We start from the raw sequence: 17911 nt of genomic DNA on the forward strand, positions 1-17911 counted from the left end.
CTGCTCAGGTGTACATCACGCCCCTGGGACGCTGCATCAGTGCAACCGCTGGTTCAAACCGTGCGCTTATCGTTTTTGCGCACGTACGAGCGCCATGTCATGGCCCACTGCTGCGGGTCTTCCAACTGCGCGCTCTTGAGCCGGTGGATCGCCTGGTTATGCGGCGAGGTTTTGACAATCTCGGGATTAGAGTAGGCCTCGTCAGAGATCCGCGCGAGCACCTGGATCCAGGTGTCCAGCGCTTCCTTGCCATACATTTCGCCCGGCTCTGGGGTGAACGGCTCAGGTATCAGCCAAGGGTGGTGGCTGCTCCACATCGGATCAATACCGAAATCGCTCATGCGGTTCTGCACGTCGTGGACATCGACCCCGGTGTCCTCCTTGAGTTGCTCAAGGCTGTAGCGGGTCATCTCCATTCGCGCACTTGTGGCCTCGGGATGGGAACGGGTGACACCGCGAATGGCCAGCAGGCCTTTTTCCATGTAGTTGTTGGCCAGCACGGAAATATCCGAAGCCTCAGACATGCCCGCTGCACCCATGGCGCGGGACCAGGCGTAGGCCTTGAGAATCACTGGGACATTGCCCCAGAACTCGCGAATCTTGCCGCAGCTCTGTGGACGGTCGTGATCGAGGCGGTAGCGCTCACCGTCAAAGGCGACCACTGGCGCGGGCAAGAACGGCGCAAGTTCCGCCGAGCAGCCATACGCTCCAACAGCGGGCCCGCCGACACCACTCTTGGGCGCGCCGAAGGTCTTGTGCAGCATAAACATGCAGGCATCAAAACCGAGTTCGCGTGCACGGATTTTGGTCATCACGCCATTGAAGTTGGCGTGATCGTAGAAGCACAGGCCGCCGGCCTCGTGCACCACGCGCACCCATTCGCGGATCTCGGGATTGTAGACGCCCATGTCGTCGGGGTTGTTCACCATCAATGCGGCGGTGCGGTTGGACACGGCAGCCTTGAGCGACTCGAGCGACGGATAGCCATTCTCCTCAATCATCAGGGTGATGACTTTGAACCCCGCCGCAGCGGCCGTCGCGGCACTGCTGGGGTGTGTCTGGATGGTGGTGATGATCTCATCACGCTGGGCCAGTTCACCACGGGACGCATGGTAGGCGCGGGTCACGGCGCAACTGGTATAGGCCGCGTCGGCACCACCGCCCGCCTGGAAGATGAACTGATCCATCCCGGACAATTCACGCAAGATCGTGTCCATGCCGTGTACCACTTCCAGCGCACCTTGCAGGGTGTCTTCGTCCTGATACGGATGTACGTGGGTGATTTCCGGGCGCCAGGCCATGGCCTCGTTGATCTGCGCGTTGTACTTCATGGTGCAGGTGCCGAACAGGCTGATGTTCATCATGCCCAGGGTCTGCTGCGACAAACGCAGGTAGTGGTACAGCACCTCGGGCTCGGACATTTGCGGCAACGCCGGTTTGCGCGAGCGGCGCATAGTCGCGGGAATCAAATCAGCGGCGCTGCCGACAGCTGTTTGAACGTCGGCTTCGACATCGGAAAAAATCACTCCGCGACGGCCGGGATAGCCCATTTCCAAAATGACAGGTTCGCTCCAGACGGGGGCGTGGTATTCCCTGAGTGTGGTGCTCATTGTGCGATTACCTTTTTGAGTGCAGCGGTCAGACGCTCAAGGTCTGCCTGGGTGTGAATCTCGGTGACGCAATACAGGGCACTGGCGCCCAGCTCCGGGAAGTCCTGCGTCAGGTCTTTGCCTCCGAAGATCCCGAGTACGAGCAACTGCTTGTTGATGTCTTTCACACTGAGCCCGGTGGCGTCGAAATTGACCACGAACTCTTTGAAAAAACCGGACGCAAATGTCACGCCTACCCCTGGAATTTCAGCCAACAGCTTCGCGGCGTAGTGAGCCCGTTGCAGAATGACCTTGCCGACGTCTTCAAAACCTTGCGGCCCCATCATGGCCATGTACACGGCGTTGGCGATGGCCCACATGTACACCGAGTGGCCGGTCCAGTCGTTACCCTTGTCACGCAAGCCATAGGACGATTGCTCGAACAGGCTCAGGCCAAAACCGTATTCGCCGGGCTTGATGGTCTCACCGATACTGATGAACAACGTCGGGTACTGGTGGGCGTAGAGTTCTTCATCGCGGGTTGCAATGAAGCCACTGACACCGCCGCCACAATTCATGTGCACACCGAGCGGCTGAGTGGTACCGACCACGATGTCCGCGCCGAAATCGATGGGCGCGGCCAGCACGCCCAGGGAGATAGGGTCGACACCGACGATCACTTCGGCACCCGCCGCGTGGGCAATCGCCGCAATCTCGGCGCCTTGCTGTTCAATCACCCCGAAGTAGGACGGGGTTTCGAAATACACGGCAGCGGTTTGTGCACCGATTGAGGCGCGTAGGTGATCGAGGTCGAGCAAACCGGTGTTCGGGTCATAGTCGACGAGGCGCACGACGATGTGGCTCGGCATGTCGACCGGTTCGCAGTAGTTGCGAATAATCGACAGCCGCTCCGGGTCGATGGCGCGGACCACCGCCACTTCGTGACGCCCGGTGATGCGTGTGGCCATACGGATGGCGTGGCCGGCGGCGCAACCCCAACTGCGCACAGGCAAGCCGACCAGGTCCATATTCAGTAGCTCGCCGAGCTGGCTGCAGAATTCGAACCAGGCCTGGTTGCGCCCGTGATCGGAACTCGGTTCGCCGAACACCGACGTCAGCCATTCGTTGCGCCGTACCACCTCGTCGCAGGCCGCCGGGACGTGATGCTGCCAACAGCCGGCGCCGAGGAAGTTGAGGTTCTGCTCGCAGGTCTTGTTCTTCGACAGCGTACTGACCAGGTGTCGGCGCAGCTCACTCTCGTTCAGTGCCGGCGGCAGGTTGATCGGCCGCTGCAGGCGATGTTCCTCGGGGATTTGCTGGAACAGTGCCTCGATGCTGTCAACACCAATCGAGTCCAGCATCTCCTGCTTGAGGGCGGGGACGGAGTTCGCCATGTAGGGGTGGGCGACATGATTGCTCATGGGGTTATCCTCGGTTTTTTCGGATGGAACAGATGGTCAGGATCGAACCCTGAAAAAGACGGACCGGTCAGGTCCTGTGTGCACGCGTATATGGCCGCTGAGCGCGGCGTCGACTTGGGCGTCGCCGGTGTCGACGCGCAAGCAACCGGCGTCGAGGGAGAGCAGCTTGTCCATCGAGGCGATCACGATGAGGTGCTCGCGTCCTACCCGGCGGATGACCTCGGCGCTGATCTGCTGATTGCCACGGCCGAACAAGCTGCCATGCCCGCCAAGAACGCCGACGATGATGCGGGTCTCATAGCCCTCCATCAGCCGGATCAACTGGTGTTCGTTGAGGTCAGAGCCCACCAGCGCGCCGTTCAGTACGGCATCGACACCCAGCAGCGTCGATGGCAGGCCGAGTTCGGTCATCACGCGCCGCGTGGTGGTGCCGGGCCCCAACAGGTACAGGCAGCCTGGCTGCATCTCTCGAACGACCTGCCGACAGGCGGCGTCCAGCGCCAAGCTGTCACTGGCGACAGAGCTGGACTTGGCGTTTTGTACGAGGTGACGTTCATAAGGGCTGCGTGCGTAGCCATAGAGTTGCGCCGACACTTGGTCACTTCGCGTGGCGGCTTCATCGATGTCCATCACCTCGGCCTCGCGAAAGCGCACTGAAGGCTCGCCAGCAATAAAGCGTGCGGCGAGGCTTCCGACGTTTTCGGGATTGGTACCGAAGACGGCGGAATACATTTTCACGCCCGTTGGGATACCGAGGATCGGCACCCGGTCGCTGACCATTCCCAGCACATCCCGCGCCGTGCCATCACCGCCGGCGAAAAGCAGTAGATCAACGTTGGCGTAAGCCATGACAATCGCCGCGCTTCGCGTGTCATCAGCTTCGCTCGATTCGGATATTGAGCGGTAGACGACGATAGGATCGAGACCGGCGGCGCGTGCAACGTCTTCGCCCAACGCACCAGAGCCGGTGAGCAAGCGAAAAGGCATGGACGAGGCAGCCAGGCGTTTGAGCGCAAGCACGGCGCGCTCGCTGGAGACCGGCCGCGCACCACGGCGTCGCGCCTCTAGCAGGACATCGGGGCCATCGGTGCCCTTCAAACCCACCGGGCCGCCCATGCCCGCCACAGGATTGACGATCAGCCCGAGGGTTTTGCCCTGGCCGACGCTGGTGACTGAACTCTCGGGATCGCGCTGCTCACACATTGCTCGGTATCCTGTGCTGAAGAGCGGCGTCACCGGCACTGAAGAAACAGATCTCCATGCCGATTGCATACGCCGCGTATGTGAGCAACAATACGACATACACAGCGTATGTCAACTGACATACGCCATGCATGTTGAATTTTTGATGAGGAAAACGATCGATGGCGCAGAAGCGTGCGGACATGATTTCGGAGACCCGCGGCAAGCTGATCAAGGCAGCACGGGAAGCCTTCGCGACGAAAGGCTATGCGGACAGTTCGATGGACGATCTGACCGCGCAAGCGGGGCTCACCAGGGGCGCGCTATACCATCACTTCGGTGACAAGAAAGGGTTGCTGCAGGCAGTCATCACCCAGATCGACGAAGAAATGATGGCGCGCCTGTCCGTCATCATCGATGAGGCGGCCACGATCTGGGACGGCTTCATTGATGAATCCATCGCGTACATCAAGATGTCCCTGGAACCTGAAATCCAACGCATCGTGTTCCTCGACGGGCCATCGGTGCTGGGCGATCCTTCGCAATGGCCCAGCCAGAACGCCTGTATCCGCAGCACCCAACGCAGCATCCAACGCCTGATTGATGAAGGGACGATTCGTAAGGTCAACACCGAAGCGACGGCGCGCCTGATCATGGGCGCCCTGCTCGGCGCGTCCTTGTGGATCGCCAACGCCGATGATCCGCACACAGCGTCCGAGCAAGTGGTGGAGAGTTTTGTCGCATTGGCGTCGGGATTGCTGCTGGCGTCTGAGGCTGAAAATCGGTAGCGGTCAGGGGTTGCAGGATGAGAGGCAACCGCAAGGCCGTCATGGAACGTTCTGCCAAGTGAGTCAGCTCGGTGCCGCCAGCGTGCTGCTCTTTCCGCTGTACCGTCAAGAGGCTGTGGTCTTAGAGGGGGAAAACCGAAGCAAACAAAAAAGGCACCTGCTATAGCTATATTTCCAGGAAAACGAAGAGAGTAAGTTATGAACACTAATTTTGGTGTGAACGCATGGGGAATCAGCACGGTTGTACTTGCGATTGCGGCGCTCTTAGTTGTTATATTGGACGGTGCCTTTCTAGGGCTTGACGGAAAGTTTGTGGAGGGAACACCTAGGTGGATCTCGTCGCTCCAGCAGTGCGGAAATATAGTGGCGGGGATCTTAGGATTCAGTGGATTGGCGTGGTCGAACTTCTACAAGGCTTTTACCGGTGCTAAAAACTAGTCGGATCAAGGTCTGAATAGACCAGGCAACGAAAAAAAGCCCGGCGCTAGACCGGGCTCTGTTCACTGTTACGTCAGCAAGTCCTCTTCTCTGGTCTGCCACATGACCTAATGCAAAAAGTTGACGCCAATAATAAATCGACACTTACACTGAACAAACCTTCCACCACTTGAGCTTGCTTATTTGTTTAGGTAGCTATGCAATTTAATAGCGCTTATTGGTTTCTGAAATTTTTTCTATAAAAAACTTGCGCTCAGAAAAAACCGAGCTAATTTCTACATCACTCTTCTAGCACTCCTTTGGCTGTCGGCATTCTTAGGTAACGAGTCTGCATCTCGTAAACAGATGAGCGCGTGTGTAACTGATTTCGGTCCACTTGTACCAATTGGTTCTCACCTGACTTCAGGAGATGCACATAATGTCCAACTGTTTTCATTACCTCGCGTCAGTGGCTTTTGGGACTATCCTGGCAGGCTGTTCGCAGAACCTTCAACACAACGAAGGTGCAGTTCAGATCGCTCACTCCACTGACGGCATCCACGTCGTAAGCGTATTCCTCCTTCCCTCGCAAAAAGCCCCCGCGCCGATCACAAAAGGCGAAGCGATCTCAGTGAAACTCACTGCTGCCTATATCTGCGATTTCCGCGAGCGCCTTACCCCTCGAGACTGGTTCTCCAGCAGCAATACCGGGGCCGTGCCATGCAACGGAGGCGACGGGAATGCCAGTGGCTTGGGGTCGGCGCAGAACACCAGAGGTGAAATAGCCATTCTGGCGAACGTCGCAGAGCGCACCACGACCACGGGGCTCACCTTTAACCCCGCCGATATCCAACGCAACGGCCGCGTTGTTTATTACAACGAAGACGTTCGCGAAAGCGGACAGTTGATCAATGCCCTGAATATCCCCCTCTATGGCCCCAAAACCTACGAGGGCGGCACGTTCTTCATGGATGTAGCAATCATGGAGCTGGACAATGACGAAAACGAACAAGGTCGCCATTTGCTTCAGGAACTTGCAAAAGTCGGCAGCGCCGCCTATGCGCCTGGTACCCCCGTACTTAACTTGCTCAATACTTTGGGCGGCGCACTGTTAGGGGCTAATGGCGACGACGTTGAGCTTCGCTATCAAATGGAGTTCGACCCCACCTACACCGGCAAGACCCTCGCCTCGTCCCAGACTGTACTAGCGCCACGAACCAGCCGCGCGCCCCTACAGGAAGGCTATTACGCAATCATCAGGATGGAGCGCCGAGACGAACTTCCCGACTTTGCGTCTATGAGAATCACCGAGGGCAGCCATAGCCCCTATATCAGCGATCCCACCGGTACCTTATTCAAAGGCGGCTCTTGGCTGCTGATCAGAGTCGCCCGAGAAGACCATATCCAAGCGGCGCCTCAAGACTTCGCCACCAAATTGACCGACGTCCTCAATCCATCGGGCAAGACCGAAGCCACCCGCAGTGCGGAGTTAGAGGCCATCGTAAAGGCTGTCGAGGGTGTCCATACAGCGCCCGACAAAAAGTAGGAACTGGTAGCGACTTCGTCGTCAATGTCGAAATTACGCCGTTGCTGAGTGCACCTGTTGCCGTCGGACGTGAACAAAAATGGAGCCCATCGTGAACAAACATCACCCTTACCACCCGATCATATACGTGCGCGGGTTTGCTGCCACTAACGATGAAATAGAAGAAACCGTCGCCGATCCCTACATGGGTTTTAACATCGGCTCATCCAAGTCACGTCAGCTGTGGAACGGCAAGGTTCAGAAATTTTTCTTTGAGTCGCCCATGGTTCGCCTCAAAGATGAGATCGTCTGGCTCAACCAAGGCACACAACAAAGTGATCGCCGCTACGATGATATTTACGTCAACGGCCAGGACCTCACCGAGCCCGACCCGGAGAATCCGACACAACCATTGCTGCGCGGTATCGCACTGCCCTATCAATCGATCATTATCTTCCGTTACTACGACGAAGCTTCCGAGACTTTCGGGAGCGGCAACACTCCACCCATTCAGCATTTTGCCCAAGGCCTGAGCGATCTGATTCTCAGGGTACGCGCGCTCGTATGTCGCAAAGGCGATGATCCCATTACCGGCAAACCGTTAGATAATGGCGTTTCCGAAAAAGACTTTCGCTGCTATCTGGTCGCTCACTCCATGGGCGGCCTGGTTGCCCGAGCGTTTCTGCAAAATCCGAAGTTAGGGAGCCCCGAGGCTCGCCAGGCCGTCGATAAACTCTTCACCTATGCCACCCCTCACAACGGCATCGATCTGCGAATCGTACGCAACGTTCCGGCATGGGCCACTTTTGGAGACGCCAACAACTTCAATCGCCAGCGTATGGCTGACTACTTTGCCATTCCTCCGTCACAGTTAATCCCCTCCAGTGACCCAGACGTTTGTGTACTCACCAACTTCCCCGCCGAACGGGTGTTCAACCTCGTGGGCACCAACCCCAGCGACTACACCGTTATGAAGGGTATGAGTGCATGGGCCGTGGGCGATGCAAGTGATGGTTTGGTCAGAATCGACAACGCCACTACTTTCTCGCACAACGGCAACCAGGTTATTCGTTCACCTGCTGCCTTTGCCCATCGTAGTCATTCGGGACACTACGGCGTCGTCAACTCCGAGGAGGGATACCAGAACCTGACACGTTTCCTGTTCGGGAGTCTGCGCATTGACGGGATACTGGATATCCACAGCCTGACTTTACCCGCTGACATTCAAGTTGAAAAAGACAAGGGCAAACAGATTCGGGGTTCTTATCAATTCGAAATCGTCGCCAGCGTACGAGGAAGCCAATGGCAAATACATCGTCGGGTCGTACGCGAAAACTCAGCAATCCATCGGATGTACGACGAACTCTTTCCACTTGTCAACGGCGCAGCCACTCCGGACAGGAGCGCCAGCCCTCAACTGTTCTCAGTGTTCCTTGATGAAACCAAAAGTGTCAGTCAAGCCAAGTCTGTCGCGTTCGCGTTCGATCTGGCAGTGTTGGTACCTGACTATATGGTTGAGAACACGTTCTGGCCAAACCAGCATTACGAAGGCAGCTACATCTACAGAGAGCTGATCCTGGTGGAAGCCATTCCTGATGCCGCGGAGCCCATTGGGTACAAAATATTACATGGCTACCAAAGCAAGACACCTAACTTGGCAACGACTCCGTGCGTAACGCAGGACCTACCAGGTGGAGCGGGAGTGAGTTTCGATATCCCGGTAAAGACCGAAGACGGCATCCGGCCTGGCATTTCGGCGACCTTGCGTGTAGAGGTTCGTCTGTGGAACCGGGTCACTGTATAGAGGCCGCCTCATAGAGCGGGCAGTAACTTCATGTGCGGCCACCCGGCCTCATTTTTCCGCGCCCCGAACTTTAGATCAGCACGCTGGACATTCGCTAGTGCCCAATAAATAGCGCAAACGAAAAGAGTGCCGATTTCCCCCGTGCTGCTTCTGGAGCAGCTTGGGGCAGATCATAAAACTGCACATTGTTCAATGATAGATAGATCGCCACGATGGAGTGTCACGATGAGCCTGCACAGAACCACCGTCCTACTAGCCGTGCTGCTTGCGTCCTTCGAGACGTACTCTGCAGAAATTACTGGTTTGGCAGTTTCGCCTACCGCCGACGTTAATAGCCCAATTGGCGTAGGCCCCAAAAAACCCCGCCGCTGCTGTATCACTTGGAAGCCAAGTCCAGATGAGAACCCTGAAGAGTACCGTTTGCGTTTAGAGGAACAGCGCAAGGGCGTCGAAATATTACGGCGCTCGGATGAACTGAAGCCTGGGAACGGGCAACCGTCCTATCAAGATTTAATCGAAGGGTATAAAGGCGGTATTGAATCGTACAAAGGAATGCAATAAGCGCAGCCCGCCGCGACACTCAACTGTCATTAATTGGAAAACCGCATGGAAAGTCTTAATCCACTGCTGCACTCCCTCACCTATATGGCAGGTCCGTCGCTTGCCGCCATAATATTGAATATCGCCATGTGCTTGGCGATATTAAAGCTATCCCGGCATAAGCTTGAGCCGGGACACACACCACTCATAATAGCGTTGTGCTTTCTCGGAACGATTTTGGGCGTGATCGCAGGCGGCAGTGCAACTCCGCTTGGACAGTCATTAGTCACAGGGATCCTAGGCATCGTTGCCACCCTCCTCACTTACTTGCTTAGTAAAGAGTCAGCAGCCGATTGGCGCAACCTGATGCCTTTTGCGATGATAGCGCTATTGGTCGCGGCGTTCGCCGGCCTAATGATCGGCGGCAACTATAAAGCAGTACGGCAAAGTAACGAAGAGTCTATGGCGCAATGGCAAAAATACTACGAAGTCGTCATGCTACCCATTTGCACCAAGGAGCTGGAGCTACTCCTTAATCACAAAGCACTTCCCGAAAACTATATCAGTCAGTGTGATCAAGCGAAGTCAATCATTGAACAATAACCCCCCAATAATTAAATAAAAAATCGTCATACCTAACCATCCAATCACACTAATGGGAGGGGTACACCGATAGCTACCCTGTGCCGTCTTGTCAGACATCCATTCATGGTCGCTCACGCATCAGCTGCGACGAGACAAAAACGGGGGAAAAATTTCAATTTCTTCTGCCTGCTGGAACCGTGCTAAAGCCCAGTCGAAATGTTTTCGGAGAGAACGATCTTCACTGTACTTACAGGCTTCAGGTTTAGCACGCTTTGCGGCGAGACTCAGCATCAACCGCCACCACCAGCACCAAGCACGGCATCAATTACTACCTTCGCCCGAAGGTTGCCTCGCGAACTGTTCAATCGGCAACCTTTTAGCAAGCATCTTCCCGCCGTCGGGCTCTTGCACTGATACGTGTTGCCGGGGGAACGAAGGTCGAACGCCTATCGGATGGCAAAGCTACCGAGATCCAAGATATTTGTGGGAGTAAACGTGGCGTTTCCAGACATGAAAAAGCCCAACCTTCTCAGATTGGGCTAAATCATTGAAAAATATGGTCGGGACGGAGTGATTCGAACACTCGACCCCTAGCACCCCATGCTAGTGCGCTACCGGACTGCGCTACGCCCCGACTAGGCGTGAATCTTGTTCCGTCTCTCAACGGAACGCTCAGGAATATATCGCAAGCTTTTGAAAACTGGAAGATTTAAAAGCAGAAATTTATTTCTTGAGCACCACCAGCACATCTTCAAGCTCGGCGATCATCTGGCGGATCATCTGTTTGTACTGGGTTGTATCGTCTTTGGCCTCATCACCGGAGAGGCGCAAGCGCGCTCCGCCGATGGTGAACCCCTGGTCGTACAGCAGCGCGCGGATCTGCCGGATCATCAGCACGTCTTGTCGCTGATAATACCGGCGGTTACCGCGGCGCTTGACCGGGTTGAGTTGAGGAAACTCCTGCTCCCAATAGCGCAGCACATGCGGTTTTACCGCACACAGCTCGCTGACTTCACCAATGGTGAAGTAGCGTTTGCCTGGGATGACGGGTAGCTCGTCGTTATGACTTGGTTCCAGCATAAGCCTCAACTCGGGCCTTCAACTTCTGCCCTGGACGAAAGGTGACCACACGGCGAGCCGTGATCGGGATTTCTTCACCCGTTTTCGGATTGCGGCCAGGCCGCTGGCGTTTGTCCCGCAGGTCGAAATTGCCGAAACCGGACAATTTGACCTGTTCGTTGTCTTCCAGAGCGTGCCTGATTTCTTCGAAAAACAGTTCGACCAATTCTTTGGCCTCCCGTTTATTCAGGCCCAGCTCCTCATACAGACGTTCCGCCATCTCAGCTTTCGTCAGAGCCCCCATACGTCACTTCCTTAACGTGGCGTTCAACCTGTTTTCGAGCGAGGTGAGGATATTCTGCGTTGCGGTATTCACCTCATCGTCATTAAGAGTGCGCGATGGATGCTGCCAGGTCAAGCCGACTGCAAGGCTTTTTCTATGCGGATCAATGCCTTTACCCTGATACACGTCAAATAGCCTGAGGTCCGTGAGCCATTCGCCTGCATTTTCACGGATTACATCCAGTACGGCGCTGGATGCAACGTCGCGATCGGCCAGCAGCGCAAGGTCACGCCGCACTTCAGGAAAGCGCGATAACTCCTGGAATTTCGGCATTTTCCCCAGTACCACTTCGCCCAGAACCAGCTCGAAAACAAACACAGGACGATCAAGACCCAGGGTCTTGGACAGTTCAGGGTGAATCGCGCCGACATAGCCGACTTCACGCCCATCACGCTCAATGCGTGCTGTCTGCCCAGGATGCAGCGCCGGATGCTTGCCCGGCACGAAGGTGAACGCGTCGAGCGCACCGGCGAAGCCCAGCACCGCTTCCACGTCAGCCTTGACGTCGAAGAAGTCGACGACATCGCGACCTTGCGCCCAGCCTTCCGGCAAACAACTGCCGCAAACGACACCGGCCAGCATCGGCTCTTGCTTCAAGCCTTCCAGCTGACCAACGAAACGCAGGCCGCTTTCGAACAGACGTACGCGGTCCTGTTGGCGGTTCAGGTTGTGCTGGAGCGACTTGACCAGGCCCGGCCACAGGGACGAGCGCATGGCGGCCATGTCGTTGGAAATCGGGTTGGCCAGCAACAGCGGCTCGACACCCGGATTGAACAGCTCGAACTGACGCGGATCGATGAAGCTGTAGGTGATCGCTTCCTGATACCCACGAGCCACCAGCAGACGGCGCAGTTCCGGCAGGTCGCTACGGGCTTCGGCCTTGGCCTGTGGGGCCAGGCGCGCCTGCGGGTAGCGAACCGGTAAACGGTTGTAGCCGTACAGACGGGCCAGCTCTTCGATCAGGTCGACTTCCAGGCTGATATCGAAGCGATGGCTTGGCACTTCGACACGCCACTGCCCTGCCCCGTCGGCGCTGATGTTCAGGCCCAGGGCGCTGAGCAGGCGCTCGACTTCAGCCGGGTCCATTTCCATGCCGAGCATCTGCGTAATGCGCTGGGCACGCAGGGTGACCGGTGCGATTTTGGGCAGGTGCTGTTCGCTGACGGTTTCGATGATCGGGCCAGCTTCGCCGCCAGTGATTTCCAGCAGCAGGCCAGTGGCGCGCTCCATGGCTTCACGGGCCAGTTGCCAGTCCACGCCGCGCTCGTAACGGTGCGAGGCGTCGGTGTGCAGGCCATAGGAACGGGCCTTGCCAGCCACCGCAATCTGGTCGAAGAACGCACTTTCAAGGAACACATCACGGGTCGTCGTGGAGACGCCGCTGTGCTCGCCGCCCATTACGCCGGCAATCGCCAGGGCACGGGAGTGGTCGGCGATGACCAGCGTATCGCTGCGCAGGGTCACTTCCTGGCCATCGAGCAGTACCAGCTTCTCGCCTTCCTCAGCCATGCGCACGCGGATGCCGCCGTTAATTTCGGCAAGGTCGAACGCGTGCAGCGGCTGACCCAGCTCCAGCATCACGTAGTTGGTGATGTCGACGGCAGCGTCGATGCTGCGCACGTCGGCGCGACGCAGGCGCTCGACCATCCACAGCGGGGTCGGCTTGGACAGGTCGACATTCCGGATAACGCGCCCCAGGTAACGTGGGCATGCCGCCGGCGCCAGCACTTCAACCGAGCGCACTTCATCATGCACCGCGGCAACGGTCGCGACCGCTGGACGTGCCACTGGGGCGGCATACAACGCACCCACTTCACGAGCCAGACCGGCCAGGGACAGGCAGTCGCCACGGTTCGGGGTCAGGTCGACCTCGATGCTCGCATCGTCCAGGCTCAGGTACTCACGGATGTCCTGGCCGACTGGTGCGTCAGCCGGAAGCTCCATCAGGCCATCGTTGCCTTCGCCAATCTGCAGTTCAGCCTGGGAGCACAACATGCCGTTGGACTCGACGCCACGCAGCTTGGCTTTCTTGATCTTGAAGTCGCCCGGCAGTTCGGCACCGATCATGGCGAACGGGATCTTCAGGCCCGGGCGCACATTTGGCGCGCCACAGACCACCTGGAAGGTTTCCGCGCCATTGCTGACCTGGCACACCCGCAGCTTGTCGGCGTCCGGGTGCTGCTCGGTGCTCAGCACCTCGCCCACCACCACACCACTGAATTCACCGGCGGCCGGCGTCACGCTATCGACCTCAAGACCGGCCATCGACAGACGAGCAACCAGCTCGTCCCGGCTTACCTGCGGGCTTACCCAGCCGCGCAGCCATTGTTCACTGAATTTCATCCTGCTCTCCTATTAGATTCGTTACGGGTCTGCGGCTTAGCGAAATTGCGCAAGGAACCGCAAGTCGTTGTCGAAGAACAGGCGCAAGTCATTTACACCGTAACGCAGCATGGCCAGACGCTCGACGCCCATGCCGAAAGCAAAACCCGAGAACTCTTCCGGGTCGATCCCGGACATACGCAGCACGTTCGGGTGAACCATGCCGCAGCCCATGACCTCCAGCCAGCCGGTCTGCTTGCAGACGCGGCAGCCTTTACCGCTGCACATCACGCATTCCATATCGACTTCAGCGGATGGCTCGGTGAACGGGAAGTACGAAGGACGGAAACGCACCGCCAGTTCTTTCTCGAAGAACACCCGCAGGAACTCTTCGATAGTCCCTTTCAGGTCGGCGAAATTGATGTCGCGATCCACCAGCAGGCCTTCGACCTGATGGAACATCGGCGAGTGGGTGATATCGGAGTCGCTACGGTACACACGGCCTGGGCAGACAATGCGGATCGGCGGCTGCTGCGATTCCATGGTGCGGACCTGTACCGGCGAGGTATGGGTGCGCAACAGCATGTTCGCGTTGAAATAGAAGGTGTCATGCATCGACCGGGCCGGGTGATGGCCTGGGATGTTGAGCGCCTCGAAGTTGTGATAGTCGTCTTCGACCTCAGGGCCTTCGGCAATGCCGTAGCCGATGTGGGTGAAGAACTGCTCGATACGTTCCAGGGTCCGGGTAACCGGATGCAGACCGCCGGAAGTCTGGCCGCGGCCAGGCAGGGTCACGTCGATGGATTCGGCGGCGAGCTTGGCAGCCAGATCCGCTTCCTCGAACAAGGCCTTGCGCGCATTAAGGACTTCTGTAACACGCTCCTTGGCAACGTTGATCAGCGCACCGACCTGCGGACGCTCTTCGGCCGGCAGGTTCCCCAGGGTCTTCATCACCTGAGTCAACTCGCCCTTCTTGCCAAGGTAGTGAACCCGGATTTGCTCCAGGGCATTGATATCTTCAGCGCTTTGCACAGCCTCTAGTGCTTGAGAGACCAGCGCGTCCAGGTTTTCCATGTACAGACTCCAGATACAAAATAGGGGAAGAGCTTGAAGGCTCTTCCCCTATTTATGACGTTTAACACCTGGCCCCACAGAGGTGAGGCCGGGTGACTGTCGGGGGTACTTAAGCCAAGGTGGCTTTAGCTTTCTCGACAATCGCAGCAAACGCCGCTTTTTCGTTCACTGCCAGATCAGCCAGAACCTTACGGTCGATCTCGATGGACGCTTTTTTCAGGCCGGCAATGAAACGGCTGTAGGACAGACCGTTAACACGAGCACCAGCGTTGATACGAGCGATCCACAGAGCGCGGAACTGACGTTTTTTCTGACGACGGTCACGGTAGGCGTATTGGCCTGCCTTGATTACCGCTTGCTTGGCAACACGGAATACGCGGGAACGCGCGCCGTAGTAGCCTTTAGCAAGTTTCAGAATTTTTTTGTGACGCTTACGGGCAATGACGCCACGCTTTACACGAGCCATGAGTTACTTCCTCTATTCTTGATCCAAAAATTAACGAAGGCGCAGCATGCGCTCGACTTTTGCCACGTCAGACGGATGCAGCAAGCTGCTACCGCGCAGTTGACGCTTACGCTTGGTCGACATTTTGGTCAGGATGTGGCTCTTGAAAGCGTGCTTGTGCTTGATACCGTTAGCAGTTTTCAGAAACCGCTTAGCAGCACCACTTTTAGTTTTCATCTTTGGCATGTTCGGATACTCCGCATTCAGTTGATAAACATAATCGCAAGGCCTGCCGTGCCCTGTTGATTACTTCTTCTTTTTCGGGGCGATGACCATGATCAGCTGGCGTCCTTCCATCTTAGGATGCTGTTCGACCGAACCGTACTCGAGCAGGTCTTGTTCAACCCGCTTGAGGAGTTCCATCCCCAGCTCCTGGTGGGCCATCTCACGGCCGCGGAATCGCAAGGATACCTTGGCCCTGTCCCCGTCACTCAGGAAACGTACCAGGTTGCGCAGTTTTACCTGGTAATCCCCTTCCTCCGTCCCTGGACGAAACTTGATTTCTTTTACCTGAATCTGCTTCTGGTTTTTCTTCGCCGCGGCAATCTGCTTCTTCTTTTCGAAGATCGACTTGCCGTAGTCCATCACCCGGCAAACCGGCGGGACTGCGTCTGCGGAAATTTCTACCAGATCAAGCTTGGCTTCTTCAGCAATACGAAGCGCTTCATCAATCGAGACGATGCCAATCTGCTCGCCGTCAGCGCCAATTAACCGAACCTCGCGTGCCGAGATATTCTCGTTGATCGGGGCTTTCGGTGCAGCTCGTTTATCTTGTCTCATTTCACGCTTAATAATAATTACTCCAAATCTGGGCGACCACGCCGGGAAACCGCTTGCGCGAGGAACTCAGCGAATTCGGCGACGGGCATCGAGCCCAGGTCAGCACCTTCACGAGTACGCACAGCGACAGTCTGCATCTCGACCTCCCGATCTCCAATAACCAAGAGAAAGGGAACCTTGAGCAAAGTATGCTCGCGGATTTTAAAGCCGATCTTTTCATTTCTCAAGTCGGACTTGGCACGAAATCCGCTTTGGTTGAGAGTTTTTTCGACCTCGGCGGCAAAATCTGCCTGTTTATCAGTGATATTCATGATCACTGCCTGGGTCGGCGCCAACCACGCGGGGAACGCACCCTCGTAGTGTTCGATCAGAATCCCGACGAAGCGCTCGAACGAACCGAGGATCGCGCGGTGAAGCATGACCGGGTGCTTGCGGCTGTTGTCTTCGGACACGTATTCGGCGCCCAGACGGATCGGCAGGTTAAAATCGAGCTGCAGGGTACCACACTGCCACACGCGACCAAGGCAATCTTTGAGCGAGAACTCGATCTTCGGCCCGTAGAAAGCCCCTTCGCCCGGTTGCAGATCGTACGCAAGGCCCGCGCTATCGAGGGCAGCGGCCAGCGCTGCTTCGGCGCGATCCCACAACTCATCGGAGCCGACGCGTTTTTCCGGACGAGTGGACAGCTTCATCTCGACTTCGGTAAAGCCGAAGTCCCGGTAGACGTCCATGGTCAGCTTGATGAAGGCAGCGGATTCGGCCTGCATCTGCTCTTCGGTGCAGAAGATATGCGCATCGTCCTGGGTGAAGGCACGCACGCGCATGATGCCGTGCAGCGCACCCGATGGCTCGTTACGGTGGCAGGCACCGAACTCGGCCAGGCGCATCGGCAGCTCGCGGTAGCTTTTCAGGCCCTGGTTGAACACCTGCACGTGGCAAGGGCAGTTCATCGGCTTGATGGCGTAGTCGCGGTTTTCCGACTGGGTAGTGAACATGTTGTCGGCATAGTTGGCCCAGTGCCCGGATTTCTCCCACAGGCTACGGTCAACCACTTGCGGCGTCTTGATCTCCAGGTAGCCGTTTTCACGCTGGACCTGGCGCATGTACTGCTCGAGCACCTGGTACAGGGTCCAACCGTTCGGATGCCAGAACACCATGCCCGGGGATTCTTCCTGGGTGTGGAACAGGCCCAGGCGCTTGCCGATCTTGCGATGGTCACGCTTCTCGGCTTCCTCGATACGCTGGATGTAAGCCGCCAGTTGCTTCTTGTCGGCCCAAGCAGTGCCGTAGACGCGCTGCAACTGCTCGTTCTTCGCATCGCCACGCCAATAGGCGCCGGACAGCTTGGTCAGCTTGAAAGACTTCAGGAAGCGGGTGTTCGGCACATGCGGGCCACGGCACATGTCGACGTATTCTTCGTGGTAGTACAGGCCCATGGCCTGCTCGTCCGGCATGTCTTCCACCAGACGCAGCTTGTAATCCTCGCCACGCGCCTTGAACACTTCGATGACTTCGGCACGCGGGGTCACTTTCTTGATGACGTCGTAATCTTTCTCGATCAGCTGCTGCATGCGCTGTTCGATGGCCGCCATGTCTTCCGGCGTGAAAGGACGCTCAAAAGCGATGTCGTAATAGAAGCCTTCGTCGATGACCGGCCCGATGACCATCTTCGCGCTCGGGTACAGCTGCTTGACCGCATGGCCCACCAGGTGCGCGCAAGAGTGGCGAATGATCTCCAGCCCCTCTTCATCCTTTGGCGTGATGATTTGCAGCGTGGCGTCGCTGTCGATGACATCGCTGGCATCGACCAGTTTGCCGTTGACCTTGCCAGCCAGGGTGGCCTTGGCCAGGCCCGCGCCGATGGATGCTGCGACCTCGGCTACGGAAACCGGGTGATCGAATGAACGTTGACTGCCGTCGGGAAGAGTAATAGTTGGCATGGCGCCTCCTCTCCTAGTGGTGACCCCTACCAAAGGT

At 57.0% G+C, this 17911-nt stretch carries 17 protein-coding genes and 1 tRNA gene; 6 read left to right on the plus strand and 12 right to left on the minus strand.

What is annotated here, in order from left to right; all coding sequences use genetic code 11:
- Nucleotides 1-53: 53 nt before the first annotated feature.
- The 3 genes from gcvPB to BW979_RS20965 are packed head-to-tail and all read right to left on the minus strand — an operon-like array spanning nt 54 to nt 4213.
- The gene (gcvPB, locus tag BW979_RS20955; protein WP_076385518.1) at nt 54-1610 is read right to left on the minus strand and encodes an aminomethyl-transferring glycine dehydrogenase subunit GcvPB; all 1557 of its coding nucleotides are present in this window, start codon (nt 1608-1610) and stop codon (nt 54-56) included.
- Nucleotides 1607-3010: an aminomethyl-transferring glycine dehydrogenase subunit GcvPA gene (gene gcvPA, locus BW979_RS20960; RefSeq protein WP_047229341.1), complete on the minus strand. Its 1404-nt coding sequence runs from the start codon at nt 3008-3010 to the stop codon at nt 1607-1609. Before gcvPA ends, gcvPB begins: the two co-directional genes overlap by 4 nt.
- A gap of 36 nt (nt 3011-3046) precedes the next feature.
- Nucleotides 3047-4213, minus strand: coding sequence for an ATP-NAD kinase family protein (locus BW979_RS20965; protein WP_076385520.1), 1167 nt, complete (start codon nt 4211-4213; stop codon nt 3047-3049).
- A gap of 161 nt (nt 4214-4374) precedes the next feature.
- On the opposite strand from BW979_RS20965, the gene BW979_RS20970 reads away from it, so the two are divergent.
- The 6 genes from BW979_RS20970 to BW979_RS20995 all read left to right on the plus strand — a co-directional run bounded on the left by BW979_RS20970 (nt 4375) and on the right by BW979_RS20995 (nt 9869).
- On the plus strand, nt 4375-4980 hold the full coding sequence (locus tag BW979_RS20970) for a TetR/AcrR family transcriptional regulator (protein ID WP_047229339.1): 606 nt from the start codon (nt 4375-4377) through the stop codon (nt 4978-4980).
- A 198-nt stretch (nt 4981-5178) separates the two neighbouring features.
- Nucleotides 5179-5418, plus strand: a complete 240-nt coding sequence (locus tag BW979_RS20975) for a hypothetical protein (RefSeq protein WP_047229338.1) — start codon at nt 5179-5181, stop codon at nt 5416-5418.
- A 418-nt stretch (nt 5419-5836) separates the two neighbouring features.
- The gene (locus BW979_RS20980) at nt 5837-6943 is read left to right on the plus strand and encodes a hypothetical protein (protein ID WP_047229337.1); all 1107 of its coding nucleotides are present in this window, start codon (nt 5837-5839) and stop codon (nt 6941-6943) included.
- Nucleotides 6944-7034: 91 nt separating this feature from the next.
- Nucleotides 7035-8726 (plus strand): esterase/lipase family protein, encoded by a 1692-nt coding sequence (locus BW979_RS20985; protein ID WP_197685213.1) that lies wholly within the window; start codon nt 7035-7037, stop codon nt 8724-8726.
- 225 nt (nt 8727-8951) lie between these two features.
- Nucleotides 8952-9287: a hypothetical protein gene (locus BW979_RS20990; protein ID WP_047229335.1), complete on the plus strand. Its 336-nt coding sequence runs from the start codon at nt 8952-8954 to the stop codon at nt 9285-9287.
- 45 nt (nt 9288-9332) lie between these two features.
- Complete coding sequence (locus BW979_RS20995; protein ID WP_047229334.1) at nt 9333-9869, plus strand: hypothetical protein; 537 nt, start codon at nt 9333-9335, stop codon at nt 9867-9869.
- Between the two features lie 539 nt (nt 9870-10408).
- Here the strand turns inward: BW979_RS20995 and BW979_RS21000 are convergent.
- The 9 genes from BW979_RS21000 to thrS form a co-directional block, all read right to left on the minus strand.
- Nucleotides 10409-10485: transfer RNA gene (locus BW979_RS21000), tRNA-Pro, on the minus strand.
- An 89-nt stretch (nt 10486-10574) separates the two neighbouring features.
- Nucleotides 10575-10931 carry a MerR family transcriptional regulator gene (locus BW979_RS21005; RefSeq protein WP_003179985.1) on the minus strand — a complete coding sequence of 119 codons (357 nt, stop codon included), beginning with the start codon at nt 10929-10931 and terminating at the stop codon, nt 10575-10577.
- Complete coding sequence (ihfA, locus tag BW979_RS21010; protein ID WP_002553164.1) at nt 10912-11214, minus strand: integration host factor subunit alpha; 303 nt, start codon at nt 11212-11214, stop codon at nt 10912-10914. The genes BW979_RS21005 and ihfA overlap by 20 nt, the downstream gene beginning before the upstream one ends.
- 3 nt (nt 11215-11217) lie before the next feature.
- Nucleotides 11218-13596 (minus strand): phenylalanine--tRNA ligase subunit beta, encoded by a 2379-nt coding sequence (gene pheT, locus BW979_RS21015; RefSeq protein WP_076385522.1) that lies wholly within the window; start codon nt 13594-13596, stop codon nt 11218-11220.
- A gap of 36 nt (nt 13597-13632) precedes the next feature.
- A complete protein-coding gene (gene pheS, locus BW979_RS21020; RefSeq protein ID WP_047229332.1) occupies nt 13633-14649 on the minus strand; it encodes a phenylalanine--tRNA ligase subunit alpha in 1017 nt (338 codons plus the stop codon).
- A gap of 109 nt (nt 14650-14758) precedes the next feature.
- Nucleotides 14759-15115 (minus strand): 50S ribosomal protein L20, encoded by a 357-nt coding sequence (rplT, locus tag BW979_RS21025; RefSeq protein WP_002553161.1) that lies wholly within the window; start codon nt 15113-15115, stop codon nt 14759-14761.
- A gap of 30 nt (nt 15116-15145) precedes the next feature.
- Nucleotides 15146-15340: a 50S ribosomal protein L35 gene (gene rpmI / locus BW979_RS21030; RefSeq protein ID WP_002553160.1), complete on the minus strand. Its 195-nt coding sequence runs from the start codon at nt 15338-15340 to the stop codon at nt 15146-15148.
- A 60-nt stretch (nt 15341-15400) separates the two neighbouring features.
- Complete coding sequence (infC, locus tag BW979_RS21035; protein ID WP_169432615.1) at nt 15401-15952, minus strand: translation initiation factor IF-3; 552 nt, start codon at nt 15950-15952, stop codon at nt 15401-15403.
- Nucleotides 15952-17874 carry a threonine--tRNA ligase gene (gene thrS, locus BW979_RS21040; RefSeq protein WP_003203626.1) on the minus strand — a complete coding sequence of 641 codons (1923 nt, stop codon included), beginning with the start codon at nt 17872-17874 and terminating at the stop codon, nt 15952-15954. Before thrS ends, infC begins: the two co-directional genes overlap by 1 nt.
- Nucleotides 17875-17911: the final 37 nt, after the last annotated feature.

Origin of the sequence: Pseudomonas sp. A214, from assembly GCF_900156295.1 — a bacterium.
Taxonomy (GTDB): Bacteria; Pseudomonadota; Gammaproteobacteria; order Pseudomonadales; family Pseudomonadaceae; genus Aquipseudomonas; species Aquipseudomonas rhizophila.

Bases quoted from the DNA above. Each gene is read 5' to 3' on its own strand.
- gcvPB (WP_076385518.1), bottom strand. From the start codon at position 1,610: ATGAGCACCACACTCAGGGAATACCACGCCCCCGTCTGGAGCGAACCT.
- gcvPA (WP_047229341.1), bottom strand. From the start codon at position 3,010: ATGAGCAATCATGTCGCCCACCCCTACATGGCGAACTCCGTCCCCGCC.
- BW979_RS20965 (WP_076385520.1), bottom strand. From the start codon at position 4,213: ATGTGTGAGCAGCGCGATCCCGAGAGTTCAGTCACCAGCGTCGGCCAG.
- BW979_RS20970 (WP_047229339.1), top strand. From the start codon at position 4,375: ATGGCGCAGAAGCGTGCGGACATGATTTCGGAGACCCGCGGCAAGCTG.
- BW979_RS20975 (WP_047229338.1), top strand. From the start codon at position 5,179: ATGAACACTAATTTTGGTGTGAACGCATGGGGAATCAGCACGGTTGTA.
- BW979_RS20980 (WP_047229337.1), top strand. From the start codon at position 5,837: ATGTCCAACTGTTTTCATTACCTCGCGTCAGTGGCTTTTGGGACTATC.
- BW979_RS20990 (WP_047229335.1), top strand. From the start codon at position 8,952: ATGAGCCTGCACAGAACCACCGTCCTACTAGCCGTGCTGCTTGCGTCC.
- BW979_RS20995 (WP_047229334.1), top strand. From the start codon at position 9,333: ATGGAAAGTCTTAATCCACTGCTGCACTCCCTCACCTATATGGCAGGT.
- BW979_RS21005 (WP_003179985.1), bottom strand. From the start codon at position 10,931: ATGCTGGAACCAAGTCATAACGACGAGCTACCCGTCATCCCAGGCAAA.
- ihfA (WP_002553164.1), bottom strand. From the start codon at position 11,214: ATGGGGGCTCTGACGAAAGCTGAGATGGCGGAACGTCTGTATGAGGAG.
- pheT (WP_076385522.1), bottom strand. From the start codon at position 13,596: ATGAAATTCAGTGAACAATGGCTGCGCGGCTGGGTAAGCCCGCAGGTA.
- pheS (WP_047229332.1), bottom strand. From the start codon at position 14,649: ATGGAAAACCTGGACGCGCTGGTCTCTCAAGCACTAGAGGCTGTGCAA.
- rplT (WP_002553161.1), bottom strand. From the start codon at position 15,115: ATGGCTCGTGTAAAGCGTGGCGTCATTGCCCGTAAGCGTCACAAAAAA.
- rpmI (WP_002553160.1), bottom strand. From the start codon at position 15,340: ATGCCAAAGATGAAAACTAAAAGTGGTGCTGCTAAGCGGTTTCTGAAA.
- thrS (WP_003203626.1), bottom strand. From the start codon at position 17,874: ATGCCAACTATTACTCTTCCCGACGGCAGTCAACGTTCATTCGATCAC.